Source organism: Luteibacter sp. P1_D3 (genome assembly GCF_056406135.1).
In genome coordinates this window covers 1-25,569 of the sequence record NZ_JBFUAT010000024.1, presented here as the reverse complement: position 1 = coordinate 25,569, position 25,569 = coordinate 1, and the positions used below count along the sequence as shown (strand labels likewise).

At 64.0% G+C, this 25,569-nt stretch carries 29 protein-coding genes and 1 tRNA gene; 15 read left to right on the top strand and 15 right to left on the bottom strand.

The genetic code is table 11. The annotated features are described in order from the left end of the window. Window positions 1-5: 5 nt before the first annotated feature. The gene (locus AC1DYM_RS15595) at window positions 6-2,420 is read right to left on the bottom strand and encodes a DUF3772 domain-containing protein (protein WP_477339828.1); all 2,415 of its coding nucleotides are present in this window, start codon (window positions 2,418-2,420) and stop codon (window positions 6-8) included. A 161-nt stretch (window positions 2,421-2,581) separates the two neighbouring features. Between AC1DYM_RS15595 and tpiA the strand changes: the two genes are divergently transcribed. The 3 genes from tpiA (at window position 2,582) to AC1DYM_RS15580 (ending at window position 3,905) form a co-directional block, all read left to right on the top strand. Further along, a complete protein-coding gene (gene tpiA / locus AC1DYM_RS15590; RefSeq protein ID WP_477339826.1) occupies window positions 2,582-3,334 on the top strand; it encodes a triose-phosphate isomerase in 753 nt (250 codons plus the stop codon). A 22-nt stretch (window positions 3,335-3,356) separates the two neighbouring features. Further along, window positions 3,357-3,788, top strand: coding sequence for a preprotein translocase subunit SecG (gene secG / locus AC1DYM_RS15585; protein WP_477339824.1), 432 nt, complete (start codon window positions 3,357-3,359; stop codon window positions 3,786-3,788). A gap of 32 nt (window positions 3,789-3,820) precedes the next feature. Beyond that, window positions 3,821-3,905 (top strand) — tRNA-Leu (locus tag AC1DYM_RS15580). A 210-nt stretch (window positions 3,906-4,115) separates the two neighbouring features. Here AC1DYM_RS15580 and AC1DYM_RS15575 read toward each other — a convergent pair. The 7 genes from AC1DYM_RS15575 to AC1DYM_RS15545 all read right to left on the bottom strand — a co-directional run bounded on the left by AC1DYM_RS15575 (window position 4,116) and on the right by AC1DYM_RS15545 (window position 10,700). Then, a complete protein-coding gene (locus AC1DYM_RS15575) occupies window positions 4,116-5,531 on the bottom strand; it encodes a hypothetical protein (RefSeq protein WP_477339822.1) in 1,416 nt (471 codons plus the stop codon). A gap of 47 nt (window positions 5,532-5,578) precedes the next feature. After that, on the bottom strand, window positions 5,579-6,370 hold the full coding sequence (locus tag AC1DYM_RS15570; RefSeq protein WP_477339820.1) for a c-type cytochrome: 792 nt from the start codon (window positions 6,368-6,370) through the stop codon (window positions 5,579-5,581). Further along, a complete protein-coding gene (locus AC1DYM_RS15565) occupies window positions 6,367-7,992 on the bottom strand; it encodes a cbb3-type cytochrome c oxidase subunit I (RefSeq protein WP_477339818.1) in 1,626 nt (541 codons plus the stop codon). Before AC1DYM_RS15565 ends, AC1DYM_RS15570 begins: the two co-directional genes overlap by 4 nt. After that, window positions 7,982-8,473 carry a cupredoxin domain-containing protein gene (locus tag AC1DYM_RS15560; RefSeq protein ID WP_477339816.1) on the bottom strand — a complete coding sequence of 164 codons (492 nt, stop codon included), beginning with the start codon at window positions 8,471-8,473 and terminating at the stop codon, window positions 7,982-7,984. The genes AC1DYM_RS15565 and AC1DYM_RS15560 overlap by 11 nt, the downstream gene beginning before the upstream one ends. A gap of 88 nt (window positions 8,474-8,561) precedes the next feature. Next, window positions 8,562-8,735: a hypothetical protein gene (locus AC1DYM_RS15555; RefSeq protein WP_477339814.1), complete on the bottom strand. Its 174-nt coding sequence runs from the start codon at window positions 8,733-8,735 to the stop codon at window positions 8,562-8,564. Between the two features lie 16 nt (window positions 8,736-8,751). Then, on the bottom strand, window positions 8,752-9,978 hold the full coding sequence (locus AC1DYM_RS15550) for a c-type cytochrome (protein WP_477339812.1): 1,227 nt from the start codon (window positions 9,976-9,978) through the stop codon (window positions 8,752-8,754). Beyond that, a complete protein-coding gene (locus AC1DYM_RS15545; protein ID WP_477339810.1) occupies window positions 9,975-10,700 on the bottom strand; it encodes a c-type cytochrome in 726 nt (241 codons plus the stop codon). The genes AC1DYM_RS15550 and AC1DYM_RS15545 overlap by 4 nt, the downstream gene beginning before the upstream one ends. A 288-nt stretch (window positions 10,701-10,988) precedes the next feature. Between AC1DYM_RS15545 and AC1DYM_RS15540 the strand changes: the two genes are divergently transcribed. The 3 genes from AC1DYM_RS15540 (at window position 10,989) to AC1DYM_RS15530 (ending at window position 15,507) form a co-directional block, all read left to right on the top strand. Then, the gene (locus AC1DYM_RS15540; RefSeq protein WP_477339807.1) at window positions 10,989-13,043 is read left to right on the top strand and encodes a putative bifunctional diguanylate cyclase/phosphodiesterase; all 2,055 of its coding nucleotides are present in this window, start codon (window positions 10,989-10,991) and stop codon (window positions 13,041-13,043) included. Between the two features lie 65 nt (window positions 13,044-13,108). Beyond that, on the top strand, window positions 13,109-13,537 hold the full coding sequence (locus AC1DYM_RS15535; protein ID WP_477339805.1) for a hypothetical protein: 429 nt from the start codon (window positions 13,109-13,111) through the stop codon (window positions 13,535-13,537). Between the two features lie 125 nt (window positions 13,538-13,662). Next, complete coding sequence (locus tag AC1DYM_RS15530) at window positions 13,663-15,507, top strand: beta-galactosidase (protein ID WP_477339803.1); 1,845 nt, start codon at window positions 13,663-13,665, stop codon at window positions 15,505-15,507. Window positions 15,508-15,528: 21 nt separating this feature from the next. Here the strand turns inward: AC1DYM_RS15530 and AC1DYM_RS15525 are convergent, their stop codons facing one another. The 4 genes from AC1DYM_RS15525 to AC1DYM_RS15510 all read right to left on the bottom strand — a co-directional run bounded on the left by AC1DYM_RS15525 (window position 15,529) and on the right by AC1DYM_RS15510 (window position 17,589). Then, window positions 15,529-15,864 (bottom strand): tRNA-binding protein, encoded by a 336-nt coding sequence (locus AC1DYM_RS15525; RefSeq protein ID WP_046966748.1) that lies wholly within the window; start codon window positions 15,862-15,864, stop codon window positions 15,529-15,531. Window positions 15,865-15,884: 20 nt separating this feature from the next. Then, window positions 15,885-16,865 (bottom strand): NAD(P)H-quinone oxidoreductase, encoded by a 981-nt coding sequence (locus AC1DYM_RS15520; protein WP_477339800.1) that lies wholly within the window; start codon window positions 16,863-16,865, stop codon window positions 15,885-15,887. After that, on the bottom strand, window positions 16,862-17,230 hold the full coding sequence (locus AC1DYM_RS15515; protein WP_477339798.1) for a UBP-type zinc finger domain-containing protein: 369 nt from the start codon (window positions 17,228-17,230) through the stop codon (window positions 16,862-16,864). Before AC1DYM_RS15515 ends, AC1DYM_RS15520 begins: the two co-directional genes overlap by 4 nt. A gap of 83 nt (window positions 17,231-17,313) precedes the next feature. After that, a complete protein-coding gene (locus AC1DYM_RS15510; RefSeq protein WP_477339796.1) occupies window positions 17,314-17,589 on the bottom strand; it encodes a hypothetical protein in 276 nt (91 codons plus the stop codon). A 98-nt stretch (window positions 17,590-17,687) separates the two neighbouring features. On the opposite strand from AC1DYM_RS15510, the gene AC1DYM_RS15505 reads away from it, so the two are divergent. The 3 genes from AC1DYM_RS15505 to AC1DYM_RS15495 all read left to right on the top strand — a co-directional run bounded on the left by AC1DYM_RS15505 (window position 17,688) and on the right by AC1DYM_RS15495 (window position 19,208). Next, on the top strand, window positions 17,688-18,047 hold the full coding sequence (locus tag AC1DYM_RS15505) for a DUF1304 domain-containing protein (protein WP_477339794.1): 360 nt from the start codon (window positions 17,688-17,690) through the stop codon (window positions 18,045-18,047). A gap of 79 nt (window positions 18,048-18,126) precedes the next feature. Continuing rightward, window positions 18,127-18,651 carry a tetratricopeptide repeat protein gene (locus tag AC1DYM_RS15500; protein ID WP_477339792.1) on the top strand — a complete coding sequence of 175 codons (525 nt, stop codon included), beginning with the start codon at window positions 18,127-18,129 and terminating at the stop codon, window positions 18,649-18,651. Window positions 18,652-18,785: 134 nt separating this feature from the next. Then, the gene (locus AC1DYM_RS15495) at window positions 18,786-19,208 is read left to right on the top strand and encodes a response regulator (RefSeq protein WP_477339790.1); all 423 of its coding nucleotides are present in this window, start codon (window positions 18,786-18,788) and stop codon (window positions 19,206-19,208) included. Window position 19,209: 1 nt separating this feature from the next. On the opposite strand, the gene AC1DYM_RS15490 is transcribed toward AC1DYM_RS15495, so the two are convergent. Further along, a complete protein-coding gene (locus tag AC1DYM_RS15490; RefSeq protein ID WP_477339788.1) occupies window positions 19,210-19,749 on the bottom strand; it encodes a BON domain-containing protein in 540 nt (179 codons plus the stop codon). 160 nt (window positions 19,750-19,909) lie between these two features. Here AC1DYM_RS15490 and AC1DYM_RS15485 point away from each other — a divergent pair, with 160 nt between their 5' ends. After that, on the top strand, window positions 19,910-20,323 hold the full coding sequence (locus AC1DYM_RS15485; RefSeq protein WP_477339786.1) for a PAS domain S-box protein: 414 nt from the start codon (window positions 19,910-19,912) through the stop codon (window positions 20,321-20,323). On the opposite strand, the gene AC1DYM_RS15480 is transcribed toward AC1DYM_RS15485, so the two are convergent. Next, window positions 20,324-21,022, bottom strand: a complete 699-nt coding sequence (locus AC1DYM_RS15480) for an HAD family hydrolase (protein WP_477339784.1) — start codon at window positions 21,020-21,022, stop codon at window positions 20,324-20,326. 178 nt (window positions 21,023-21,200) lie between these two features. On the opposite strand from AC1DYM_RS15480, the gene AC1DYM_RS15475 reads away from it, so the two are divergent. Then, a complete protein-coding gene (locus AC1DYM_RS15475; protein WP_477339783.1) occupies window positions 21,201-22,238 on the top strand; it encodes an Lnb N-terminal periplasmic domain-containing protein in 1,038 nt (345 codons plus the stop codon). On the opposite strand, the gene AC1DYM_RS15470 is transcribed toward AC1DYM_RS15475, so the two are convergent. Next, a complete protein-coding gene (locus AC1DYM_RS15470) occupies window positions 22,205-23,245 on the bottom strand; it encodes a TraB/GumN family protein (RefSeq protein ID WP_477339782.1) in 1,041 nt (346 codons plus the stop codon). The two genes, AC1DYM_RS15475 and AC1DYM_RS15470, sit on opposite strands and share 34 nt — an antisense overlap. A 204-nt stretch (window positions 23,246-23,449) precedes the next feature. On the opposite strand from AC1DYM_RS15470, the gene AC1DYM_RS15465 reads away from it, so the two are divergent. The 4 genes from AC1DYM_RS15465 to AC1DYM_RS15450 all read left to right on the top strand — a co-directional run. Further along, on the top strand, window positions 23,450-23,695 hold the full coding sequence (locus AC1DYM_RS15465; RefSeq protein WP_046966757.1) for a hypothetical protein: 246 nt from the start codon (window positions 23,450-23,452) through the stop codon (window positions 23,693-23,695). Between the two features lie 64 nt (window positions 23,696-23,759). After that, the gene (locus AC1DYM_RS15460; RefSeq protein WP_477339781.1) at window positions 23,760-23,996 is read left to right on the top strand and encodes a hypothetical protein; all 237 of its coding nucleotides are present in this window, start codon (window positions 23,760-23,762) and stop codon (window positions 23,994-23,996) included. Window positions 23,997-24,013: 17 nt separating this feature from the next. Continuing rightward, the gene (locus AC1DYM_RS15455) at window positions 24,014-24,244 is read left to right on the top strand and encodes a DUF3820 family protein (RefSeq protein ID WP_477339779.1); all 231 of its coding nucleotides are present in this window, start codon (window positions 24,014-24,016) and stop codon (window positions 24,242-24,244) included. Window positions 24,245-24,451: 207 nt separating this feature from the next. Continuing rightward, on the top strand, window positions 24,452-25,569 hold a 1,118-nt coding region (locus AC1DYM_RS15450), incomplete at its 3' end, for a TonB-dependent receptor plug domain-containing protein (protein WP_477339777.1).

The following is a 25,569-nucleotide window of genomic DNA, read 5'->3' as shown; positions in this document are numbered from 1 at the left end:
ACCCGTCAGCTCGACGGATCATCCGTAGACGCCTTCGGCGCCGCATCCGCCGTCGGTCCGACCACATCCGACATGCTCCCGCCGCCACGCAACACCAGGTCCTGCGGCCGCAGCAACGGAATGTCCGACTTGCGCAGCCGCGCAATGATGTCGAACAGCAGATCGCTCTTCACGTTACCCACGTCGCGCGGTCCACCCACGTAGCAGGTCACGGCGAATGTCATCGCCGCACGGTCGATGTTGTCCAGCGTCACCGACGGTGCCGGCGTCTCCAGCACCTGCTTATGCGCATGCATCGCCTCGAGCATGTGCTCACGCGCTTCCATCGGATCGGTATCCAGTGGCATCGGCAACTTGATCAAGACGCGACCCTGCGGATTCGCCATCGTCATGTTGCGCACCGGCTTGGTGATGAACGACGAGTTCGGCACGATGATGGTCGAGCGGTCGGACACCTGAATCTCCGTGGCACGCACGTTGATCCGGCGGATATCGCCCTCGGCATCGTCGAGCACCACCCAGTCGCCCACCTTTACCGGACGCTCCGCCAGCAGGATCAGGCCGGAGATGAAGTTCGACACGATCGCCTGCAGACCGAAACCGATACCGACCGAGAGAGCCGAGGCGACCCAGGCGACGTTCTGTACCGAGAGGCCCATCGCCAGCAAGGCGATCGCGACGACGATCACCACGCCGACATAGCCCAGCAAGGTCGTCAGCGAGCTTCGCATGCCCGGGTCGAGGTTGGTCCGCGGCAGATACTGCTCGGACAGCCAGTTCTTGATGACGCGCACGGCGAGCAGGCCGAGGAAGAACAAGCCGATCGCCGTGAGGATCTGGTCCGGCTTGAATTCGAAGTTGTAGATCTTCAGCGTCTGCAGCTTCGTGCCCAGCGTCAGGATGTCCGACGCGCCGGCGCCGAACCCGGAGATCACCGCCACCAGGCCGAACATGAAGAGTGCCAGTCGCACGATGCCCGACAGCAGCACGCCTGCCTGGTCGAGCAGTCGCGGGTGCGTGCCGAAGATGGCCTGCGCACGTGCACTCATCGGCCCCTTTTCAGAGAGCAGCGTCTCGAACAAGTCGTCGACCAGGCGCATCGCGAGGTAGGTGGCCGAGAGCACGATGACGGTCCACACCACCTGGCCGGCCATGAAGGAGGCGAACGCCACGAAGCCCGTGAGCAGGCCGATCCACGAGGCGACGATGGCGATCCACGCGGCCGCGATGAACAGGCTGGCCCAGATCGGGCGGGGCGCCGGCGGGTCACCGTCTTCGTCGACGACATGGTGCGAACGGCTCAGGCGTACCAGTCCGATCGCGGTGAGCGTGGTGAGCACCAGCGCCTGCAGGCTGCTGGTCATCACCGTGGCGGCGAGGCTAGTGCCGATCGTGCGGTTGAGTTCCTTGAGGAAGTAGAACAGCACCACGGCCAGCGAGAACAGCATCGGGAACCGACGCAGGCTGAGCGCCGTCTCGTCCGAGATGGCGGGCAGTCGCCACGACGGTCGCTTTGCCGAGATCAGGGCGCGGCCGAGACCGGCGATGAACGCGCCGAAGAAAATGATGCGGACGAGGGCCTTGGCCATCGCGTCCGTGTCGTCGCTGAAGGTCTCGTTCCAGTTCAAACCCAGATAGAGCAACTGGGTGCCGAGGCCGGTGGTCAGCGCCGAGGTCAGGGTGATGCCGAGGATCAGCGCCGAGCGACGCAGCCGACCCGGCGGCATGCGGTTCGCCGTGAGATGACGTGCGCGTTGCTCGAGATAGAAGCGCACGCCCGTCATGAGCAGCACGCCGAACAGGACGCAGACGATCAGGGCGATACGGTTGCCGTCGGTCCAGCTTCTGGCCAGGTCGGTCTTCACGCCGGTCGTGAAGTCGCTCAGGTTAGCCGAATCACGCGGGAACGCCTTGGCCGGTTCCGACCAGAACGGGCGCGAAAACGGTGACGCCGTGCGCCGGGAGAGGAATTGCTGAAAGCGGATGCGGCGCAGATCGGCAAGTTGGCTGGTGGTCTGCTGCGCTTCGAGCGCGATGCCGTCCGCTTGTTTGATCTGTGCGTCGACGGCGTCGAAGGCCTTCTGGGCATCCTTGCGCGTGGCCGCGAGTTCCGGCGCTTCCTTGGTGCCGGTGGCCGGCGCGGGGCCGAGCTGGTCCAGCCGGGCCTTGGCCGCGTCACGATTGGGCGACAGCGCGCTGGAGACTTTCTGGGACTTGCCGACGACGTCACCGGCCTGGCCACGCAGGTCGTCGATCACCTTGTCGGTGATGTTGTCGTCCTTCATCCCTTTTTCGATCTGGTCGAGCTGGGAGCGGAGATCGCCGATCTGCTTGCCCGGGTCGTCGTCCTGCGCTTGCGCGAAGGCGGCGACCGAGACGGTCAAGAGGAGGGCGGTAAAGAATATTCTCAGGGTTCGCATGCAGGGATCATCGAAGGCAGGACGGGGCAGGTCAATTCCGAGGGTTATGCGATACCCTCGGTGAACGTGGTGTTCCGGTGGCTTTATGCGGCGTTGCAGCTTTTGCCGCCGGGGGAGCCGCCGCTATCCTGCCGCCCCTTGGCCCTGCCCGGAAGCAAACCATGCGCAAGAAGCTCGTCGCCGGTAACTGGAAGATGCACGGATCGCGCAAGATGGCCGATGGCCTGGTCCGCGAGATCGTCGAGGGCCTCGAAGACGGCGTCGACGTCCTGGTCATTCCACCGATGGTCTACCTGGCCGATCTCGTCCACAAATACGGCGACCGTGGCCTCGGCTTCGGTGCCCAGACGATTTCCGAGCACCCGGAGCAGGGCGCCTTCACCGGTGAGATCTCCGGTTCGATGGTCCGCGATGTGGGCGCAAAGTGGACCCTGGTGGGCCACTCCGAACGGCGCCAGTACTACCACGAGACCGATGCGCTGCTATCGAAGAAGTTCCGGACGGCGTGCGATGCCGGCCTGACACCTATCTATTGTGTGGGCGAGACGCAGGAAGAGCACGAGGCGGGCAAGGCCGAAGAGGTCATCGGCCGTCAGCTGGGCGCCGTGATCGATGTCTATGGCGTAGAGGCATTCCGTACCGGCGTGATCGCCTATGAGCCGGTTTGGGCCATTGGGACGGGCCTCACGGCCACCCCGGACAAGGTCCAAAAAATTCATGCGTTCATCCGTAGCCAAGTGGCAAAAAAGGATGTTAATATCTCGCTCCTGACCCGGGTGCTTTACGGTGGCAGCGTCAAGCCGGCCAATGCGGCCGACCTTTTCGCCCAGCCTGATGTAGACGGGGGATTGATCGGCGGAGCCGCTCTCGTAGCCTCCGACTTCCTGGAAATTTGCGCCGCGGCGCGTCGATAACGCGACACGGCAAACAGAAGATATGTTCATCCTCTTCAGCGTTCTTTACATCCTGGTCGCGGCAGCGATGATCGTGCTGATTCTCATGCAGCGCGGCGCCGGTGCGGATGCAGGTTCGGGTTTCGGTGGCGGCGCGTCCGCTACCGTGTTTGGTGCACGTGGTTCGTCGAGCTTCATGACGCGCGCCACGGCAGTCCTGGCAGCACTGTTCTTCGTGCTTAGCCTGGGCATGGGTATCTACCTCGGTCGCTCGGGCACGCCCCAGCCGGCCGCGGATCTTGGCGTGATGTCCGGTGCTACCGTGCCGGCCGCTCCCGCCAACAACGCTCCGGTGAAGCCGGTCGCGTCGGATGTGCCGCAGGCACCCGCCGTTACCGCCCCGGCAGCGAACACCGATGTACCGGCTGCAAAGCAGGAGGCCACCCAGGCTCCCGCGGAACCGGCCAAGAAGTAATCAGCGACACGGCAACACGCTGTAAAAGTTATGCCCAGGTGGCGGAATTGGTAGACGCACTACCTTGAGGTGGTAGCGGTTTAGGCTGTGGGGGTTCGAGTCCCCCCTTGGGCACCAACAAAGATCCGGAGACCTCACCGGCTCGCAGAGAAACCCGCGAAAGCGGGTTTTTTTGTGGGCGTGGTCTACAAATTAAACCAATCATTTGCCGCGATACCGTCTTGGCGACGAGGCCGGCGAGCGTACGGCAGCACGGGCTCCTTTCCGAGAAAGGGCTGCGCTTGCGTGGCGTTGTTTCGTGAATGTTTGTGCGAAGACTTGATGAGTTTAAAGAGCCTTACCGGCAGCGTCATAGACCTTACCGATGCACTCGTCGGAATTGCCCAGGCTGCCGAAAGACTCTTCGGAAGCAGGCACGTTGGCGCAGAGCGGACGCCCGGGAGACGGAGTGCTTCCGACGTAACGCTTCCACACGACCGCGCGGCGATCATGCAAGGCCACCCAATACGTCGGGTCATCACCCTGCGTCACCAAGACGGCGCCGTCGAGCAACTGTGGATGCTTGGCAAGCTCCGGCAGCTTGTGCGCTTCGGCCATTTGCTCGATGAACTGTTTCTTTGTCCCTGCTTGAAACGACGGCATGTCGACGCCGTGCTCGATGCGAAAGTCATCCTTGGGAGATGCCAGCATGGCTTGGTGTAAACCCGTTGCCGTGGCGGCCGTATTCAACGCAGTCATCATCCCGTCCAGGTCTGAGGGTTTCGCCAGGGCCTGGCCTTCGATGGCCAGCTGCGTGCCGAGAATGAGGTTCGACGGCCCGCCGGGAAGACTTACGTTGACAAACAACGGGTCTGAGGGCGTGTCCACCGGATTGATCTCGACGATGGTGAAACGAGATGCCAGCGCGGCGTAGGCCTTTGGCGCCACAATCTGCACCTGGAACCGGGCGTAGTCATTGCCCATTCCCTTCTCAAGGTAATCGTCGAGTTCGTCCTCGGACGGCTCTGCGGCGAGTCGTTTTCGATTGGTCGATGTCGGTGGAAGCACCTCCGCCAGCGCTTTGGGTATGGCTGCCGAATACGACTTGTGGCCGAAAGCGTCGCTCCAGGGAAGCAGGAGCAGATTCTGCGAGCCGGAAGAGAAGACCAGGGTCGATCCGTCGGCGAAGTCTGTCTCGACGCGAGTGCGCGGGCTATCGTCGGTGTGAAAGCTCGTGGTTACGCCGACGGTGATCGCCTCGGCCAATGGGTGCCCCTGCCGCAGACTATTTCCCCAGGCGAGGATGCGCTGTCGCAAGGCCGGCGGTGGATTCAAAGCGGTCAGCTTCTTGACCATCTCGTCGATCGTTTTACCGGCATGGTCGATGTCCGTGCCGAACACGACGGGGTCGATCGTATCTTGGGGTGGCGCCCGCAAGGCCCGCACCAGCGCGTCGACGGCGGCGCCGGCCACAGGCTGTGCCGCGATGTTCGTGACGTCGGGCTCCTCGGTCCAGGAACCATTCGCTTGTGTCGCCATCCGCCGTTGACTCTTCGTTCCGTAGATGACGTAGCCGGAACCATGCGGCTCGATCACCCAGTGAGAACGGTGAGGCGAGGTCGGATTGAGGCCACCCCAGTCATCGTCGATGACGATGCGCGTCACGGCAGGCTCCGTTGCCTCGCTGTGCGTCGAAAACGTCGCGGCAACCATAAAAGCCGCAGCCAGCCTCAAGCCGAGCGCGACGCCAGTAACCTTCTCCATGGAAACTCCGGGACACCGCCGCAGCATTCGGCTCGCTGATTATGCGATCACCGCGTGCCGGAGTAATAGTCCACCGACGCATCGATTTCTTGCGGCGTCATGTTGCGCGCGATATTGCGCATCTGGGCACTGGTGTCATTGCGCCGCGTGCCGTGGGCAAACGCTTCCAGCTGCGTCTTCAGGTAGTCGCGCGGCTGGGGATCCAGCCATGGCACGCCCAGCTTGCTGTCGAGCCGGCCGTGGCAGGAGCCACAGGGTGGGATGTTGCGCATGGGTGCACCGGTCGCGACGATGTCTGGCGCGGCTTGCAGGTCCTGGGCACCGGGTGTCTGCCGGCGGGGCAGGGAGGCGTAATACGCGGAGAGGTCACGCAGGTCCTGGTCGCTGAGCTGGATGACGAGCGGTGTCATCACGGCGCTCGGCCTGGCGCCGCTCTGGAAATCGCGCAGTTCCTTGTAGATCGACGATGCGTACTGGCCGGCGAGGTTCGGCGTCTGCGACGAGCTCACGCCACGCAAGCCGTGGCACATGGTGCAGCGTAGTGCGAGCGTGCCGCCCCGACCGACGCCGCCGCCTGACGCGGGTTCGTCGAGCGTGGTGGGTGTGAGGACGACCTMGGAGACCTTGGTCGGGGACGTGACAGGCGCACTGGTCGGGCTCAACCAAGACCTCGGTGCGCCGGCGGCACTGCAGATCGAGTTCCACAGCCCTTTGAACAAGGCATCCTCCTGCGCCGAGGGCAGCCAGACGAAGCCGACGAACAGCGAAAACACCAGGAGCAGGAAGGTGCCGCCGACACTGCCGACGAACCACCGGTTGCGTAACAGGGGGCCACTCATGGCTTGCCTCCCACGAAGACCGGCGGAACATTCGCCTCAGGCATCCGCATGAGCTGGACGATGGGGTAGCCGTAGTTGGTGATCGTCAGGGCGATCATCAGCGCGACCCAGAACCCCAGACCGTTCAGGGCCCACGGCAGCGTGACCGGCTCATGCACGGCCCGGCTGAAGGTGAAGGTTTCCGGTTCGACGCGGGTGGCCCAGTGATTGCGCACCAGCACCGCGATGAAGATCAGTGCCGACACGACCAACAGCGCACCGCCGATGACGGACATGACGACGGAGACGCCCTCGGCGAACATGCCAGGAGCGGTGTAGTCGTAAAACGCCATGCGTCGGGGCATGCCGAGAAGGCCCGCGTAATGCCAGGGGAAGGTCAGCACGATCATGCCGATGAACCACAGCCACAGCTGCATGCGGACGAGGCGGGCGTCGTGGATCACGCGTCCCGTGAGGTGCGGCCATAGGTCGTAGGCGATCGCGAAATACATGATGACGATCGCGCCACCGAAGATCAGGTGGAAATGCCCGGTCACCCACTGCGTATTGTGGATGGTCGAGTCCAGCTGATAGCTCATGTTGATCAGGCCACCGGCACCGCCGAAACCGAGCATGACAAAGGACAGTGCCAACGCCAGCATCTGCGGATTCTTCCACGGCAAGGCCTTGACCCAGCCGAAGGGTCCGGTGCCGCCACGCAACCGGGCCGCGATCTCGACCGAAGCACAGATGGTGAACACCGTCAGCAGGGTCGGCACCGCCACCATGGCGGTGAAGATGGAATGGACGACTTTGAAGCCCGAGCCGACTTCCGGATCCGCAAACAGGTGATGGATGCCGATCGGCATCGCGAAGACCAGGAACAGCGCGAACGAGATGYGCGCCATCGAGTCGCTGTAAAGCCGACCGCCGATCGCGCGCGGCACGATGGTGTAGAAGGCGATGTACGCCGGCATCAGCCAGAAGTAGACGATGGCATGGAGGGTCCATGAAAACAGGACGCGCGACAGGCCGGCGTTGATGGTGGTGGCGTAACCGAGCGCCACGGGAATGATCTGGAAGAGCAGTTCCAGCGCGGCGCCGACCGCGGTCCACGCCCAGAGATAAGCGCCCGCCACGTTGGCGAACATAGCCAGGGGAACCGGTGCGCCCGGATGGGCGCGCTTCCACACGTACAGGTTCACGCCCATGAGGGCGACCCACACCCAGGAGCCGACCACCACCAGCACGACGCCAAGGTAATAAAACACGTTGCCGATCATCGGCGGATAGAACGTGTACAGCACCGAGTCCAGCCCGAGCGCCACGGGCACGACGGCGGCGATCGAGCCCGCGATGATCATGAAATAGCCGGCCCAGGCCCAGCGCCGGCCGACCAGCGGCTGGCCGAGGGATGCTTCGGAAATGAAGTAGCCGAAACCCATGGCGACCAGCGTGGGAAACACATAGCCCATGACCGTGCCATGCGCCGTGACCGAGCGGTAATACATATCCGCGTTGCGCAGCCAGCCGCTGAGCGGACTACGGATGAACATCTGCCATTCGCCCAGCAGTACGGCGACGCCGAAAAGCGCAAACGCCAGCCAGAAGTGTGCAAGCACGAGGCGCTTGTTAGAGATCACAGCTGGCTCTCCTTGCGGGGCCGACCAGTTTGGCGAAGGCGTCCGGCTCGACGACCTTGACGTTGGCCCACATGCCTTCGTGCCCGGTGCCGCAGAACTCGTGGCAGGGCATCAGGTGATCGCCCGGCTTGTCGAAGGTCGTTTTGAACGTTGAGATGAAACCCGGCGAAACCATCGAGTTGATATTGGTGCCGGTGATGATCATGCCGTGGATCACATCGGCGCTCGTGACCCGGAAAGTGACGGGTGTTTTCGCCGGAACGACGATGCATTGCGGCGTGAACGAATACTGCTGGCCGACGATCCGCACGGTGACCGAGCCATCGGCTTCGGCCGCGCTACCCAGGTTGCTCTCGACGAATTCGCCCGCGACATGCAGGGTCGTCGGATCGATGGTTTCCACGCGCGATGGCGGCATTGTCGCCCAGTGCAGGCCGGTGAAGATGACCATCGCCACCAGCAACGCGACGATGCCGACCATGACGATGGCCCAGCGCGTTTCGACGCGCCTGGCGACATCTTCGCCACCGGGCGGGTCTGCGGGAACCGATGCAACCATGATGACGCCTCTAGTTAATGTTGCCGCGTGGAAGGAAAGCGAAGAAGTAAAAGAGGAACCACATCAGGAAGACGAGGGCGACGGCGATGCCGGCGACCATCAGGGCGCCACGCGGACCGGAGCGCACGATCTCGTCGACGCGCTTGTCCTCTTCGCTGGGATGGTCATGGTCGATGTCGGTCATGAAAGCGATGTCCTCGTTAATCCAGCGGCGCGGATCGAAGCGCGTTGACGTCGGCGTCCGTCACCGCCGTGCCGCGGTTGTTCCAGGCGGTGCGGATATACGTCACGACGGCGGCGACTTCTTCATCCGACAGGCCTTGCGCGAACGGCGGCATGCCGTAGGGCCGCGGGTTGCGTATCGTGCCGGGTGGATAGCCGCCGTTGAGCACCATGCGGATCGGATTGACCGAGGACGTCATCTGGATCGACTGGTTGCCTGCCAGCGGGGGGAAGTCGACACCCCGGCCTTCGCCCTGTGATCCATGACAGACAGCGCACTGCGCCGTGTAGATCTTCTTGCCCAGCGGAAACAGGCGGAGCTTGTTCTGCACCTGGGCCTTCGTCGGTTCGGCCGTTTGGCCGGTGGAAGGCAAGGCCTTGAGGTAGACCGACATCGCGCGGATGTCCGCATCGGAAAGGTACTGAAGGCTGTTGTGCACGACCTCGGCCATTGGTCCATAGACCGCGCCGCGGGTGGACACGCCCGCCTGCAGAAGGTCGGAAATATCGCCGATACTCCATTCGCCGAGCCCCGCTTCCTTGTTCGAGGTGAGTGAGGGCGCGTACCAGTCCTGCATAGGAATGAGGCCGCCCTGGTAGGCGGCCGAGGCGGAACTGCCGCCCAGGGCATTGATGGCGGTATGGCACATCGAGCAATGGCCAGGGCCTTCCACCAAGTAGCCGCCGCGATTCCACTCGCTGGATTTCGTTGGATTGGGCTTGTATTCGCCCTCCTTGAAGTAGAGCGTGCGCCAACCGAGCAACAGGTTGCGGTTGTTGTACGGGAAGCGGAGGTCCTGGGCGTTGTTCGGCCGGTGCACCGGCGGCACGGTCTTCAGGTACGCGAAGATGGCATCGACATCCGCCCGCGTCATCTTCGTGTACGCGGCAAATGGCATGGCCGGGTAAAGCAGCGCACCCGATCGTCCACGACCGGTATGCATCATTGTGTAGAACTCGTCCGCCGTCCACGCGCCGATGCCAGTGGCGCGATCGGGCGAAATGTTCGGCGAATACAGCGTTCCGAACGGCGTGACCATCGGGCGCCCACCGCCGAAGGGTTTGTCTCCCGGATTGCTGTGGCAAGCGATGCAGTCGGAAGCGCGGGCGAGGTATTCGCCGCGTGCGACGACCGAGGCATCCTGGCCGGACGCGGCATGCGCCTGGAAGAGAAGACCGACGGCGATCCAGCGATGCGTTCTCATCGGGCGTCACTACTTTGGCAGGTGAGTGCCAGTGGTAGCGATCCTTCGGTAGCCGGCGCGGGATTGAGCGGCGAAGGCAGCGACGAGAGGTAGGCGGCCGTGGCGGCGATGTCCGCATCGTTGAGCAGGACGGTGATCTTCTGCATGCAGTTGGGTTTCGCGGTGACGCGCGCGCCATAGCGCGACGCGCCGAGCTGGGCGCTGATGTACTTGGCGTGCAAGCCGAGGAGCCCCGGAATCTCGGGCGAAACCCCGGTGAGCGATGCGCCGTGGCAGGCCACGCAGGAGGGAATGTGCCGGGCGGGATCGCCTTCGAGAGTCAACTTCTTGCCCAGCGCCATGACATCGGGTCCGACATCGGGCCGGGGCAATACAGGGAAGGGCGTCTGTTGCGCGGCAAAATACTGCGCCATCTCCTGCAGATAGGCGTCCGGCAGGTACTCGAGCAGATAGGTCATCGGCGCGTACTTGCGCTGCCCGTCCCGAAACGCCAGCAGCTGATTGTAGAGATAGCGAGCCGGCTTGCCAGCGAGCCTCGGATAGTAGTCGTCGCCGCTGCCTTGCCCCCGCTCGCCGTGACAGGTGGTACAGGCCATGACCCGGGTCGCGATCGAATCGGGCGCCGTCACGCTGCTACGCGTTTGTGCGTGCAGGCTAGCGGCAAGCAGGAAAAATCCCAGGCAAACGACGGCGCCGGCGATGCGACGGCCGGTTCTACGCAAGTCGATCCTGCGACCATCGAGATTCATCGGTTCAAAGCCCCTGCTGACAGACACCCTCTCCCGAGCAGACGTTAGGTCCCACCTGCGGTCGCCGGATTGGAACGGTGTGAGCGAGTTTGTACCGGTGGGTGATATCCCGGAACCGTTGAATTACTTAGGGTAGGGCTGCTCCCAATCTGACGGAATTGATCGTTTTCCCTCAAGGTCACCCCCCCTTTGCCGATATCCTGTACGAGGCCATCCATCGCCCCGATGCGTGGCAGCACCGCAGGCCCCTCAGGTAATCCCATGCTCGTCAGCAGTTACAGCGGCGTCCTCGTCGCCTTCTCCCTCGTGGTGGCCATCCTCGCCTCCTATACGGCGCTGAACATGGCTGGCCGGGTGTCGGGCACCCGCGGCACGGCCTCGGCGCTCTGGCTTGCGGGCGGATCCTTCGCCATGGGTATCGGCATCTGGTCGATGCATTTCATCGGGATGCTGGCTTTCAGCCTGCCCATTGCGATCGGCTACGACCTCGACCTGACCCTGCTTTCGTTGGTTTTTGCGATCGGCTCTTCGGCCTTCGCCCTTTGGGTGGTGTGCCACGAACAGCTGCCGAGGCGAAGGCTCGTCGTGGGTGCCCTGATCATGGGCGCCGGCATTGCCGCGATGCATTACACCGGCATGGCGGCGATGCGGATGATGCCTGGGGTGGTCTACGAGCCGCTGCTCTTTGCCTTGTCGGTGGTCGTGGCCGTGCTGGCCTCGGGCGCCGCCTTGTGGATTTCCTTCCGCCTGCGCAAGGATGCCGAGCACGTCGTGCTCGCCCGCCTGGGCGCGTCGCTGGTGATGGGTTGCGCGATCGTCGGCATGCACTACACCGGCATGGCCGCGGCGGATTTTCCGGCCGGCAGTTATTGCGGTGCCGCCAACACCGGCATCGATGCCAAGTGGCTGGCCCTCGTCGTGATCGTCGTCAGCCTTGCGGTGTTCGCGATCGCATTGATCGTGTCGATGCTCGACGTGCGCGCCAATCTGCTGACCACGTCGCTGGATCGGGCCAACAGCGAGTTGGTCCAGCTCGCCCTGCATGACAACCTCACGCGTCTGCCGAACCGGGTGCTTCTCGGCGATCGTCTGGACCAGGCGATCCACAAGGCGACGCGGGAAGGGCGTCAGTTTGCCGTGCTCTTCATGGACCTGGACGGATTCAAGGCGGTGAACGATGTCTACGGCCACCATGTCGGCGATCTACTGCTGAAGGAGGTTTCCCGTCGGGTCCTGACCACCAAGCGTGGCGAGGATACGGTGGCCCGCCTGGGCGGCGATGAATTCGTCATGGCGGTGGACGTTTCGCGACCGGAGGATGCGGCCTTGCTGGCGCAGCGACTGGTCGACGTTCTTGGTGCCGCTTACCTGATCGACGAGCACAGTGTGCATGTATCGGCAAGCATTGGCATCGCAGTGTTTCCGGAGAACGGCCGGACCACGCACGACCTGATGATCAATGCGGATGCCGCGATGTATCACGCGAAAGAGCAGGGGCGCAACGGCTATTGCTTCTTCGAGAGCGCGATGAACGCCAACGTGCACCAGCAGCTGCAGTTGCAGCACGACTTGCGCCGGGCGCTCGATCAGGGCGAGTTCCTGCTTTATTACCAGCCGAAGCTCGTTTCGCCGGACGGCCCGGTCACGGGCGTCGAGGCCCTGCTTCGCTGGCAGAAGCCCGGGGTGGGTCTGGTGCCTCCGGACGAGTTCCTCGGTGTCGCCGAGCGTACGGGCCTGATCATTCCCATCGGTAACTGGGTGATCGACGAGGCGTGCCGGCAGATGCGCGTATGGCAGGACGAAGGGCATGCGGCCTGGACCGTCGCGGTGAACCTGTCGACGGTGCAGCTCACGCACACCGGCCTGGTCGATGTGCTCCGCTCGACACTCGCACGTCACTCACTCGACCCGGCCTGCCTGGTCCTGGAGATCACCGAGTCCACGGCGATGCGCGATGCGGAGGCCAGCCTGGCCATTCTCAACGAGGTGGCGGCCCTCGGCGTGGGTATTTCCATCGACGACTTCGGCACGGGTTATTCCAGTCTGCTCTACCTCAAGCAGCTCCCCGCCGATGAACTGAAGATCGACCGTGGTTTCGTCACCGAACTGACCCGCGGCAACGACGATGAAGCCATCGTCTCGGCCATCATCGCGCTGGGCAAGACGCTGGGCCTGAACATCGTCGCCGAAGGCGTCGAGACCAGCGAGCAGCAGGAATTGTTGACGCGACTGGGCTGCGACGTGCTCCAGGGCTTCCTGCTGGGCAGTCCCGTGCCCGGCGACCAGCTGGCCCAGAGCCTGCCGACAGCGGCGTAGCGTCCGCGGCCGCGCTGTCTTACGATGCCTCCACCATCGCCGATCGGCGTGTTCGAGGATTTCGTATGGATGTCACGCAGACGCGGCTCAACCAGCTTTTCACCTTTTCGATGGATTTTGCGAAGGAGATGCTGGAGGAGAACGGCGACTTCTACCCGTTCGGCGCGACCGTGTCCGAAGAGGGCAGGCTGGCGGCCGATCCGGGGCACGACGGCGGCGATGAGCCGGAAGCCCACGATGTCTATCGCGTGATCTTCGACCGGTTCGCGACGGGACGCCCCTCCGAAGCACTGGCGGCGGCGCTGGTCGCCAACGTGACCATTCCCGACGAATTCGACGCACCATCGAAGGATGGCGTCCGCGTGCATATCGAGTCGAAGGGCTACGCGCGCTTCATTTATGTGCCTTACGAAATCATCTCGGAAGATGCGCGCGAAGTGCGGCTGCACGATCCGTTCGCCGTGGAGATCTCGCCGAGCTTCTTCACCGCGTAAGATCAGGGGCGCGCCGACCGAGCCCTTCGATATTGTATGAGTTTTCCAATTTCGTGTGACGGACGCCCTTGCTCTCCGCGGGGCGCATCGGTAAGTTCAGACGCTTAAACTCTGCGGAAGACACGATGAAGCGTCTGAGTCTGCTCTTGTCGACCTGCCTGCTGGCGGGCGTCGCCTATCCTTCCTTCGCGGTGGATACGCCGCACTTCGCGGTGGGGCAGGGGCAGTTCCTGCTCGACGGCAAGCCTTATGTGATCCGCTCGGGTGAAATGCACTATCCGCGTATTCCCCGCGCGGACTGGCGCGATCGCCTGCGCAAGGCACGCGCGATGGGCCTCAATACCATCACCACGTACGCGTTCTGGAACGAGAGCGAGCCGGAGCCGGGCAAGTTCGATTTCAGCGGCGACCGAGACATCGCCGCCTTCGTGCGCACCGCGCAGGAAGAAGGCCTCAACGTCATCGTGCGCCCCGGTCCCTTCGTCTGCGCCGAGTGGGAGTTCGGGGGTATTCCAGCGTGGCTGCTGCGTACGCCCGGCCTGCGTATCCGCTCGTTCGACCCGCGCTTCCTGAAAGCCAGCGCGGCATGGTTCAAGCGGTTGAACCAGGAACTTGCGCCTCTGCTTAGCAGTCGCGGTGGTCCCATTCTCATGGTGCAGGTCGAGAACGAATACGGTTACGTCGGCAACGACCGGGATTACCTGGAAGCGATCCACCAGCAGATGGTCGACGCCGGCTTCGACGTCCCGATGTTCACCTCCAATGGCCCTGGCCCGACGTGGATGCCGCGCGGCTCGTTGCCGGGCATGGTGTCGGTGATCAACTTCACCGGCGATGGCAAGCAGACCGAGCGTGCGTTTCGACGCTCGGCGCCGCTGATGGAAGGCATGCCGCGCATGGCCGGCGAGTACTGGACGGGCTGGTACGACCGCTGGGGCCTGACACACAAGACGCGCGATGTCGGCGACGTGAGCAGTGCAGTGTCGTGGATGATGGATCACGACATCTCGTTCAACCTGTACATGGTCGATGGCGGGACGAACTTCGGCTGGATGAACGGCGCGAATAACGACGACGCGCATTACCTCCCGGTCACGACCAGCTACGACTACGACTCGCCGATCGACGAGGCCGGCCGCCTGACGCCGAAATTCGAGGCATTGCGCAAGGTGATCGCTGCGCATTTACCAAAGGGCGAGACCCTGCCGAAGGTCCCCGCCTCGTCGCCGACGGTGGCGATCCCACGTTTCACGCTGGACACGTCGGTGAGCCTGCTCGACGCGTTGCCAGGGCTGTCGAAGCCGCAGACGTCCGTCACGCCGCACGGCATGGAGACCTTCGGCCAGAACTACGGGCTGATCCTCTATCGCAAGTCACTGGATGCCGATGCCAAGGGCTCCCTCGATGTGAGCGACGTACGTGACTACGCCACCGTGCTCGCCGACGGCAAGCCGCTGGGTACGCTGGATCGTCGCCAGGACCAGCACGCCATGCCGGTGGACCTGAAGGCCGGCAGCACCCTCGACCTCGTCGTCGAGAACATGGGCCGGATCAATATCGGCCCCGGCATGGAAGACGACTACAAAGGCATCACCTATTCGGTGCAGGTGGCCGGCGAGGACCTGCTCAACTGGTCGGTCTACCCCTTGCCGCTGGACGACCTGTCGAGCCTGCACTTCGCCCCCGGCACAAGCACGGGCCAGGGTCCGGCGTTCTGGCACGGCAGCTTCACCCTGGCCAGGCCGGACGGTACCTTCCTCGACATGCGCGGCTGGAACAAGGGCAACGTCTGGGTCAACGGCCATCACCTGGGGCGTTTCTGGCACATCGGGCCGCAGCAGAGCCTCTACGTGCCGGCCTCGTGGCTGAAGAAGGGGCGCAACGATATCGTCGTGCTCGAGATGCAGGCGGGCGGATCGCATACCATCGCCGGCCTCAAGGATCCGGTGTTCGACACGCCGGCGAAGTGATGCGCCGGCACGTCGGTTCGATCAGGCCATCCGAGTCCCATTGGGCACGGGTCGCTCCACGGTCGTGATCACCACGCCCTCGTCGGTGTGGAAGCCGGTTAGCAAAAACTGCGAGCGAACGGGGCCGATCTGTTTCTCCGGAAAATTGATCACGCCGACGATCTGCCGGCCGACGAGGTCTCCGGGCTGATAGACGCCGGTGACCTGCGCACTGGTCTTGCGCTCCCCATGTGGGCCGAAGTCCACCCAGATCAGGTAGGCGGGGCGTTTCGCTTCGGGAAACACTTCGGCGCGCGTGACCGTACCCGCCACCAGCATCACTTTCTCGAAATCGGCCCAGGTGATCGGTTCACTCATTGTCAGGCTCGTCCTTACGGTTACATGGTGAGGATGATCTTACCGACACTGGACGAAGACTCCATGCGTCGGTGTGCCTCCACGGCATCGCCGAGGACGAACTGACTGTCGATCACCGGCACGAGCGTGCCATCGTCGAAGGCGTGCAGCCAACGGTCGCGGAAGCGTCGCGTCATGGCCTGCTTGACACTCTGCGGACGCGACTTCATCACCGTGCCGATGATCTGCAGATGGCGATAGAGCAGTCGATCCAGCGGCAGCGTCGCACCTTTAGCGCCACCGAGAAGGCCGACCTCGATGAGACGCCCCCCATAGCCGAGTGATGCGAGGTTGCGCTCGAAGTAGGGTGCGCCGATGAAATCCACGATGACGTCGACTCCCTTGCCGCCAGTCTCGCGCTCGATCACCTTGGCGAAATCATCGGCTTTGTAATCGATAGCGACATCCGCGCCGAACTCGCGAAGACGATCGAGCTTTGCGGCACCCGCGGTAGCGAAAACCTGCGCGCCCGCTGCATGGGCGAGTTGCACGGCGGCGGATCCTACGCCGCCCGCAGCGGCATGTATGAGGATGCTCTCGCCCGCGTCCAGACGGCCGAGGTGGAGGGCGGCTTCGTGGGCGGTGACGAAGACTTCCGGAATGCCGGCCGCGCGCACGTAGTCCATGCCCTGCGGGATCGGCATCGCCATGCGGTAGTCGATGCGGGCCTGTTCGGCATAGCCACCGCCGCCGACGATGCCCATCACGCGGTCGCCCGCGGCAAAACCTTGTACGTCCTTGCCTACGGCGATCACCTCGCCGGCGATCTCCAGGCCCATGATGGCGGAGTCGCCGAAGCTATCCCTGCCATAGCCACCCGTGCGCTGGATGATGTCCGCGCGATTCACGCCGGCGGCATGATTACGGACAAGCAGGTCGCTATCCCGGAGTTCGGGCTCGGCGACGTCATCGAGTCGCAACACATCGGCAGCGCCGAAATCGTCGAAGATAATGGCCTTCACGGGTTTTCCTCGCCTCGGGCGAGTACCGCCTGCCAATGGCGCGGCACGAGGCCTTCCGGGCCCGGTGTCGGTTGATCGTGGGGATGGCTGTGCGGCGGCTTCAACGTCGGACCGTCGAGCATGTCATCGGTGCGGTAGTCATAGAACCAGTCTTCGCCGGGCTCGAAACTCTGGATCACGGGGTGACCCGTGGCATGCGCATGCTTGCTGGCGTGTTTGTGCAAGGAATCGTCGCAGCAGCCGATGTGACCGCATTCGGCGCATCGGCGAAGGTGAAACCACCAGGTGCCGGCCGCGAGACACTCGACGCAGCCGTCGCCGCTGGGCTCGGCGTCCAGGTTGATACCGTCGTCTTGCTTGTTCATGGGCAACTCCGGAGGGGATGCCCGATCCTAACCGACAGCGGCGGCGGCCTGTCTAGAGCTTCCGTACACCCTCTCGACGCCGCTCACAGAATGCGACCGGCACGATGGAGGGCGACCAGCTGCATGCTGTCCACCGAGGCGGCGAGGAAGCGCAGGGCGATACGCAACTCCATGCTGTTCGGGCAGCCTTGCTCGAGCAGACCTTCGATCCGTTCGGCCGCGTCGGCCACAGGCAGATGCTCGTGCTCGAGGGCGTGTCGTGCGACGTGGTTCGCCCGGAACTGCGCTTCGCTGTAGTCGTGATGCAGCAAGGCCTGGAGCAGCCCGAGGGCCTCCAGCGAGATCTCCTGTGCTGCCATCAGGTTACGCATCTTGTAATGAAAGCGTCCGACTAGGGGCCCTGCAATCCGCCATCCGGCCTAAGTAGAATCGCGGTCACTCCCGAGGAAGGATCGCCATGGCCGCCGCCGCTACCGTACTCACCGCCCTGGTGATTCTGATCCACGTGTACATCGTGCTGCTCGAGATGGTCCTCTGGCGTACCCGTGGCCCCAGGGTCTTCGGCATTACGCCCGAATTCGCGCAAGATAGCGCGGCACTGGCGTCCAACCAAGGGCTTTATAACGCTTTTCTCGTGGTCGCGCTGGTTCTCGGGCTGGTCCTGCGCGAGCCCTTCGCCACAGCGTTCGTGTTCTACGGACTGGGTTGTGTCGTGGTCGCCGGTCTCTGGGGCGCGCTGACGGCGAGCCGGCGCATCCTGTATGTGCAGGCGTTGCCGGCCGCGCTGGCGCTCGCGGCACAATGGCTCGCACGCTGATATACCGCGTGAGGCGTATTTGACGGATTGCGCATTCGAGGGGCAAGGTGGCTGTCGCCTTCCCTGAGGAGCTGCAAACGTGACCCTACGTGGATTCTCCCGACTGCCCCTGATCGCCACGATGGCCGTCTTCGCCGGATGCGCGGGACATCGCACGCTGCCCGCGGCCGACCGTGGGGCTGACGCCGCACGCGACGAGCAGGCCGCCAACCAGGCCTATACGAGCGGGAATATTCCCCATGCGTCGGATCTTTACGAATCCGTGGTCGCGGCCACGCCCGACGACCCGGACGCGTGGTTCCGCCTGGGCAATGCCCGCTTCCGCCTGCAGAAACTCGACGAGGCGGGGCAGGCCTACGAACGTGCGATCACGCTCAGGCCCGACTACGCGCAGGCTCTCTACAACCTGGGCGTCGTACGGCTGAAGCAGGCGCAGGCTGCCCTGGTCGCCAGCGCCCGCGCGAGCGAGCCCGGTGATGGCCTGCGCGGAGACAGCAGCCGGATCGTGCAACGTCTTGCCAGGGTGGGTGACGACGTCGGAGCAAGAAATAAAGGCAACGGGGGTGCACCGCCATTTATCGTGGAACCCACCGACGAACGGTAGCGGGATATGACGGATTGGCGATTCAATCGAGACAAGGAATCGCGCGGAAAAATCTATCTAGTGGTCTATGTTCAACGTGCAAATTCGGTAGTAGTTTGGCTCACAGGTTCCCCAAAGCCGATATCGAGGCTTTCATGAGTACTGAGCGGTCCGCGCCACGCGCGATCATCTTTGAAGACCATTCCGGCCTTGCTGCGGCGCTGACAGACCTGCTCGTCGGGCGGCTGGGCTATGACGTGGTGGCGTGCGCAGGGTGTATCGAGGAAGCCATCCGCGTCGCGCATGTGGAGCGCTGCGATGTCGCCGTCGTCGACCTGGACCTGCAGGGTGTCATGGCGTATCCCGCATTGGATGAACTGATCCGCCGTGGCGTGCCCTACGTCCTCGCCACGGGGGCCATGCCGCTGGATATTCCCGTCCGCTACCTCGCACCCCTGGTATGCAAGCCCTACAGTGCACAACAGCTGGAGCATGCCATCCGCGAGGCATGTGGCCGCGCGTCCGTGCATGCGACAGCGCCGGCAAGCATCACCGTATCGGTGGCTGGCCGGGCCTGACTCAGGTCTCCGCGAGGCCACCCGCCCGCACGCGCAGGGTATTGGCCACATCCTTCACGCCGATGGTTTCCGCCACGGCGTCTTCGGCCAAGTGTTTCATGTAGCGCTCGGGCACGTCGCCGCCGAGTGTGACCACCCCCCCGGATACCTCGACCTCTATATGGGAGGCATCGATCGCGTCGTGTAGGGTGAGCCGGTCGCAAACGTCCTCGCGGATGCGCTCATCGGAGCGGACATAGCCCTGGGGCCCCGTCCCGCGGTGGCCACCGGGATAGCCCGAGGGCGTCCAGCGGCGACCGTCGCCTGCCTGCGAGGAAGTGCCCTCATCGCGGCCGAAATGACGGTGGCCCGGATGGCGACCCTCGTAGGCGTGGTGGCCGCCGAAGTCGCGGTGACCGGGGTGCGGTTGCCGGGCCTCGGCCTCGTGGCCCGCTTCATACGGACTGGCCCCGAAGTCTCGCTGGTCGGGGAAGCGTCCCCGGTTGGCATACATGCTGCCGAACTCATCGCCCGGCACATTGCGTTCGTCAAAACGGCCCATGGTGAGGCTCCCGCGCGGTAAGAGCGCTCAGTCTTCGCTTTTTCCCATGCACGGCCCGTGGACGCGACGTGGTTCCCTTGTGGCAGTCGGCGCTTTTGGCCACTATGGCCCACACATCGTCGGAGAGCGGCGATCCGCCAGACATCGCAACGGGGGTGAGATGTCGCGTATCAGTTTCGATGAGCCGTGGACCTTTGGCGGCCATCCATGGCGCAGTCTCAAGGACACGTCGTTTGGCGTGATCGTTGCCGACGCCAAGGGCGACATCGTCCACCTCAACGAGCGTGCCGCGGAACTGCATGGCTGGGTCCGGCTGGCCGTGGGGCCGGAGGACTACAGCCGGATGTACAGCATCTTCACCGAAGAGGGGCGCCCGTACCCGTCCGAGGACCTGCCGCTTTCCCGTGCCGTCCGTAACGGGGAGACCAGCAAACACGCGCGTTGGGTGATTCGACGTCCCGACGGCTCCCGGCAGACGATGCAGGGTTCCGCCTATCCCGTGGTCGACGCGGAAGGCGACCAGGTCGCTTCCGTCCTGGTCCACGACGCCATCAGCGGCCTCACGCCGGGTTGATCAGTGAGCGGGTTCGTTGCGGCTGGCGGCGCCGCAGGCCTGGCGCAGCCACTCGTTGACCACGACCAGGTCCGTCGCAATGCCGGCGCACAGGCGGCGCAGTTCGGCCGAGGGTTGCTGCAGGTCGGGCACCATGATGGTAGGCAGGCCGGCGGCCACGGCCGAACGGACCCCCGCCTGGGAGTCCTCCAGCGCGAGACAGCAGTTGGCCGGCTTGTTGAGGATGCGCGCCGCGCGCAGGTAAGGATCGGGGTAGGGCTTGCACCGTTCGCAGTCGCCCGCTGCCACGAGGGCGTCGAAGCGGTCGCGCAGGCCGAATGCCTCGAGGTGGTGGATGGCCGTGCCGTGGGGCGACGAGGTAGCGATGGCACGGGGCAGGCCGAATTCATCGAGGGTGTCGAGCAGGGCGGTCACCCCGGGTTTGAGCCGGAGGTCGGTGTCGAACATGGCGTGGTAACGCTCCGAAGCGCCGGTCCACACGGCGTCCAGATCGATCTCGTCACCGACGTGTTCCCGAAGCAGCATGCGGGCCGCGTGCCCATGCAGCCCGACCATGCGCTGGCATAGCGACAGGGGAATGTGGATGCCGAGGTCCGAGGCCGCGGCGAGCAGGGCATCGCGGTACAGCGCTTCGGTGTCGAAGAGCACGCCATCGAGGTCGAAGACGATCGCCTGCGGTATCGCCGGAAAACGGACCATGCGAGCCCCCCTCGAAAGCGGCGTTGCCGTGGTCGTATGCCCGGCGTCATGCCGAAAATAACGCGCTTTGTGGCAGTGCGCCATAGTCCGAATAGGTCGTTTCGGCAGCGGAACCGTTTGCGTTCGCTGAGCGCAGCGGCGACGCTTGTCCGATGAGCCCATCGGAAGCCCTTCACCCATGAGAAAACGCAGGATGCTCGCCCGCACCGTCGCCGGAGCCGTCGCCGGGGTCCTGCTGTTTTTTTCCGGTGCCTGGGGAGCGATCGCCCTGTTCTACCAGCTTCCCGGTGCCACTCCGTTACGCGCCGGCGGTGCCGTTCTCTGGAGCGTCGTCTACCTGGGTCTGGCGATCGCCTCGTTCGGTTGGCGCGCGTGGTGGGCCCCGATCGCCCTGGCCGTCGCCCTGGCCCTGCTGATCGGTTGGTGGACCACCATCCGGCCACGTAACGACCGGCTCTGGTCGGACGACGTGGCTCAGCTGCTATCGGGCGAGGTCCACGGATCGCATGTCACCCTGCGCAACGTACGCGACTTCGACTGGCGTAGCGACGATGACTACGACGCGCGCTGGGAGACCCGCGACTACGACCTCGATCACCTTGTTTCGGCCGACGCGATTCTCTCCTACTGGTCGAGCGAGGCCATCGCGCACGCCATGCTGTCGTTCGGCTTCGACGACGGCCGCCACGTCGTTTTCTCGATCGAGATCCGTCGCGAAAAGGGTGAAGCCTTCTCGGAAATCGGCGGGTTCTTCAAGCAGTTCGAACTGGTACTCATCGCGGCCGACGAGCATGACATCGTCCGCGTGCGGACCAATGTGCGTGGCGAGGACGACTACATTTTTCCGTTACGCATGCCGAAAGAAGCGATGCGCTCGCTTTTCCTGTCCTACGTCAAGGCGGCCAACGAACTGGTCGAGCGGCCGCGTTTCTACAACACGGTGACCTCGAACTGCACGACGATCGTCTACCGCATGGCGCGACGTATCGACGACGGTCTTCCGTTCGATATCCGCTTGCTTCTGACTGGCTACCTGCCGGGGTATCTCAGGGATAACGGCGCGCTGGATCGACGGTTTTCGGTGGACGAATGGCGCCGGCTCGGACGAATCACCGAGCGGGCGAGGGCGACGAAGCCGGGCGACGACTTCTCGGCGATCATCCGCGACGGCGTGCCGCCGGCTCAGTCGCCATCATCGGGCGCTTCGACCTTGTAGCCCCGGGCCTTGAGCGCGGTCAGGTAGCCGTCGTCGCCGAGCAGGTCTTCGATCGGCACGATGGCGACGGCTTGCGTATCGTGGGCCATGGCGTTGTCGACCACACCGAGCCAGGTGTCACGGACGGCCTTCGGTATGTCGGTCAGGCCGATGCGCTGTGCCACGCCGCCGTCGGTAACGGCATCGAGGCAGGCTGCGCGCTGTTTGGCCGTGCGGTCGTCGCGAAGGGCGCCGATATCGCCGGTGGCCCAGGCATTGCCGCGACGGGTCATGTCGGCCAGTTGCGCATCGATGTTCTCGACGCTCAGGGTGAAGCACGAAAGATCGTCCAGCGTCGAACGCTTGAACTCCTTGACCGCCTTGCGCGGATCGTCGACCAGCAGGGTGTACTGCACCGGTGTCTGCTTGACGTTGTACTTCGTGGCGATGGCGACCACGGTGCGGGTGATCACCCCGGCCTTGCCGAGGCCACTCTTCTTGACGGCGTTCTTGTACAGCTCCACGACGGCGAAGATGGGGCGATAGCGCTCCACGGAACGGTCGTCACCGATGTAACGGGCCTTCACGGTCAGCCAGCGCGCATAGACGTCCGCAGGCAGGGTGTCCTTGAGGGTCGCCCCGTCGGGTGCATTACGGACGCCAATAAGCGTCGGCAGCAGGGCGAGCTTGCCGAAGAAACCGACGTTGGGTTTGATGTCCACCTTCGGCGGAAGGATAAGCTCGCTGGCATGGGCGAGGGCATCGTCGACCTCGTCCGCCTTCCAGGTCATGTTCTGCGGAATGGGCGCCAGGCTGCCGAGGATCAGCAAGGTGTGCTCACCCTTGGTGACCTTCCACAAGCCCGGTCCGGGCTGCACGCCGCTGACCGTCACGGCTTCGAGCGTCGGAACGCTGCTCGCAGGGGCCGGAACAGCCGCAGGCGGGGGAGTCGTCCGGGTCTGCGCGCCGGCCGTGCTGGCCAGACCGACGAAAAGGGGCAGGGCAAGGAGGAAGCGGGGCGTCGTCATCGGCGAAGTCTAGACGAACGCGCCCACCGATCGCCTGCCATCGGTTATGCCCGCTGGCCTCGCGTTCACGTGCGCAGCGCCTTTCGGGGTGAGCCCGGCGTGAAGGAAATAGTGCGTCATCCTTCCATTGTGGGTGCATTCGCGAACGGATAATCTTTGCCATCCGCCGCGTCCGCTGTAACAAACAGGGTTACCCACCGATTCATGGCACTGGTGATCTACGACATTCCGTTCAGCCCCGACTTGGCAGGGCTATGGCACGTGCAGATGAATGGCGTGCCCATGGAAAATTTCGAGACGCGCGTGGGCGCTATCGCGTACGCCGTGCAGCAGTCCAAGTTGCTGGGCGTCCACAGCGGCCTGCAAGTGCTGGTCTCGGTCGAAGGCGCGGACGGTATCTGGCGTGAATTCGAGTCCAACGCCAAGCGTCCGGTAAGCGGCCTGCAATAGCGCTGCACGTCACCTTGATGCGCGATGCATAGGATGGGGGCAGGATAGGAGGAACACCCCACTCATGACCCATCGAAAAATCGGTTTCTTCGACGTGGAAGGTTCGTGCTACGTCGCCAAGCCCGGGCGCTGGCGCGGCAAATACGTCATCAGCGAGGATGGCGACGAGGTCGCCGAGAAGCTGTGCACCACCTTGCACGAGAATGAAGAGGATGCCTGTGCCGAAGGCCTGACCCTTGGCATCGCGGCGGCGCGCAAGCTGATGAAGGATCGCGAGGGCTTCGATCCGGGCGACGAGTAGGCGGTTAGAATGCCGGGATGACCGATCCCAACGACGCCTTCCGCGCTGACCTCGCGAAACTCGCCACGGCGATCATGCCCTTCGGCAAGTTCAAGGGCAGGGCCATAGCCGACCTTCCGGGAAACTACCTTGCGTGGTTTGCACGGGAGGGTTTCCCGCCGGGAGAGCTCGGTCGCCTCCTTGCGATCATGCTCGAGCTGGATCACAACGGCCTGCGCCGCTTGCTGGACCCGCTCCGCAAGCCCTAGACACCCCTTTGATCGTTCGCATGGCACGTGCATAGCGCGTGCCAGAACATGCCTTTTTCAGGGCCTGCAAGTTATTCCGAATGGCCGATGGTGCACGCCGTTTACACGGCGTAAGTTTTCCTTGCGTCCCTGTGAATGTCTCGTTGCGTTCTCATTCGTCGGGTCGCCAAGTCCCAGCCAAACTCCCCTAAGGCCCGGAGACTCACAATGAAAACGACAAAAAGCATGGCGCCTCGGCGCCACGGCCTCGCTTTGGCCATCGCCACCGCTCTCGCTTGTGCGTGTGCCCAGGCGTCAGGCCAGACACCGCCGGCGCCCGCCGCGCCCCCCGTGCCGGCGGCAGCCCCCGCGCAAACGCCGCCACCCGACGATCAGGCGAAGAAGACCACCGAGTTGACCGCCATCACGGTCACCGGTTCGGCCCTGCCTCGCATCGATGTAGAAACGCCGTCGCCGGTGACCACGATCACGGCCGAGCAGATTCAGAAAAGCGGCCTGACCACGGTTTCCGACGTCGTACGGTCTATTTCGGCCGACAACAGCGGTTCCATCCCGGCGTCGTTCACCGCCGGCTTCGCGGTGGGTTCGACGGGCGTGGCACTGCGTGGCCTGACCGTGAATTCGACGCTTGTTCTCATCGACGGTCGGCGTGCGGCGAACTACCCGGTGACCGATGACGGGCAGCGTTCCTTCGTCGATCTCAACACCATTCCCTCGAATGCGATCGACCGCATCGAAGTACTCAAGGATGGTGCGTCGTCGCTGTACGGCGCCGATGCCATCGCCGGTGTGGTCAACATCATTCTCAAGCCCAGCTTCAAAGGGGCGGAGTTCACCGCCGATGTCGGTACCTCGGAGCATGGCGGAGGGACGACGAAACGTGGGACGGTGTTGTTCGGCGGCGGCGACCTGAGGAAGGACGGCTGGAATGCCTACTTCAGTGCCGAGTACCAGAAAGACAACAGCATCATGACCCGCGATCGGGGCTACCCGTACAACACGGCCGACCTGCGGCGCAGCGGCGGCAACAACCTCATCGGCGGGCAGCCCTCGCAGAATTCCGGCTCGATCTACGGCACGGTGACGCCGGGCACCCTGTCACGTCCGGGGGACGTCACCTCAGGCGTGGCCGATCCGGGTGGCCTCGCACAACCGCTGCAATCGTGCGGTTCGCTCGGCACCCTGGTTACCGACGATCCGGCCAATCCGGGCAGCTACTGCGCGCAGAATCGCGCCCTGTACACCGCGATCCAGCCCACGACCGAGCGCGGCGGGTTGTATGGCCGCTTCACCATCAAGCTGTCCGATACAACGCAGGCCTATAT

Excerpts from the sequence above, each read along its gene's own strand:
- AC1DYM_RS15530 (WP_477339803.1), top strand. The coding sequence starts at position 13,663 with ATGAAGCGTCTGAGTCTGCTCTTGTCGACCTGCCTGCTGGCGGGCGTC.
- AC1DYM_RS15515 (WP_477339798.1), bottom strand. The coding sequence starts at position 17,230 with ATGAACAAGCAAGACGACGGTATCAACCTGGACGCCGAGCCCAGCGGC.
- AC1DYM_RS15505 (WP_477339794.1), top strand. The coding sequence starts at position 17,688 with ATGGCCGCCGCCGCTACCGTACTCACCGCCCTGGTGATTCTGATCCAC.
- AC1DYM_RS15560 (WP_477339816.1), bottom strand. The coding sequence starts at position 8,473 with ATGGTCGGCATCGTCGCGTTGCTGGTGGCGATGGTCATCTTCACCGGC.
- AC1DYM_RS15465 (WP_046966757.1), top strand. The coding sequence starts at position 23,450 with ATGGCACTGGTGATCTACGACATTCCGTTCAGCCCCGACTTGGCAGGG.
- AC1DYM_RS15460 (WP_477339781.1), top strand. The coding sequence starts at position 23,760 with ATGACCCATCGAAAAATCGGTTTCTTCGACGTGGAAGGTTCGTGCTAC.
- AC1DYM_RS15540 (WP_477339807.1), top strand. The coding sequence starts at position 10,989 with ATGCTCGTCAGCAGTTACAGCGGCGTCCTCGTCGCCTTCTCCCTCGTG.
- AC1DYM_RS15490 (WP_477339788.1), bottom strand. The coding sequence starts at position 19,749 with ATGGGCCGTTTTGACGAACGCAATGTGCCGGGCGATGAGTTCGGCAGC.
- AC1DYM_RS15485 (WP_477339786.1), top strand. The coding sequence starts at position 19,910 with ATGTCGCGTATCAGTTTCGATGAGCCGTGGACCTTTGGCGGCCATCCA.
- AC1DYM_RS15475 (WP_477339783.1), top strand. The coding sequence starts at position 21,201 with ATGAGAAAACGCAGGATGCTCGCCCGCACCGTCGCCGGAGCCGTCGCC.
- AC1DYM_RS15510 (WP_477339796.1), bottom strand. The coding sequence starts at position 17,589 with ATGGCAGCACAGGAGATCTCGCTGGAGGCCCTCGGGCTGCTCCAGGCC.
- AC1DYM_RS15470 (WP_477339782.1), bottom strand. The coding sequence starts at position 23,245 with ATGACGACGCCCCGCTTCCTCCTTGCCCTGCCCCTTTTCGTCGGTCTG.
- AC1DYM_RS15535 (WP_477339805.1), top strand. The coding sequence starts at position 13,109 with ATGGATGTCACGCAGACGCGGCTCAACCAGCTTTTCACCTTTTCGATG.
- AC1DYM_RS15575 (WP_477339822.1), bottom strand. The coding sequence starts at position 5,531 with ATGGAGAAGGTTACTGGCGTCGCGCTCGGCTTGAGGCTGGCTGCGGCT.
- secG (WP_477339824.1), top strand. The coding sequence starts at position 3,357 with ATGTTCATCCTCTTCAGCGTTCTTTACATCCTGGTCGCGGCAGCGATG.
- tpiA (WP_477339826.1), top strand. The coding sequence starts at position 2,582 with ATGCGCAAGAAGCTCGTCGCCGGTAACTGGAAGATGCACGGATCGCGC.
- AC1DYM_RS15595 (WP_477339828.1), bottom strand. The coding sequence starts at position 2,420 with ATGCGAACCCTGAGAATATTCTTTACCGCCCTCCTCTTGACCGTCTCG.
- AC1DYM_RS15525 (WP_046966748.1), bottom strand. The coding sequence starts at position 15,864 with ATGAGTGAACCGATCACCTGGGCCGATTTCGAGAAAGTGATGCTGGTG.
- AC1DYM_RS15495 (WP_477339790.1), top strand. The coding sequence starts at position 18,786 with ATGAGTACTGAGCGGTCCGCGCCACGCGCGATCATCTTTGAAGACCAT.
- AC1DYM_RS15455 (WP_477339779.1), top strand. The coding sequence starts at position 24,014 with ATGACCGATCCCAACGACGCCTTCCGCGCTGACCTCGCGAAACTCGCC.
- AC1DYM_RS15550 (WP_477339812.1), bottom strand. The coding sequence starts at position 9,978 with ATGAGAACGCATCGCTGGATCGCCGTCGGTCTTCTCTTCCAGGCGCAT.
- AC1DYM_RS15480 (WP_477339784.1), bottom strand. The coding sequence starts at position 21,022 with ATGGTCCGTTTTCCGGCGATACCGCAGGCGATCGTCTTCGACCTCGAT.
- AC1DYM_RS15555 (WP_477339814.1), bottom strand. The coding sequence starts at position 8,735 with ATGACCGACATCGACCATGACCATCCCAGCGAAGAGGACAAGCGCGTC.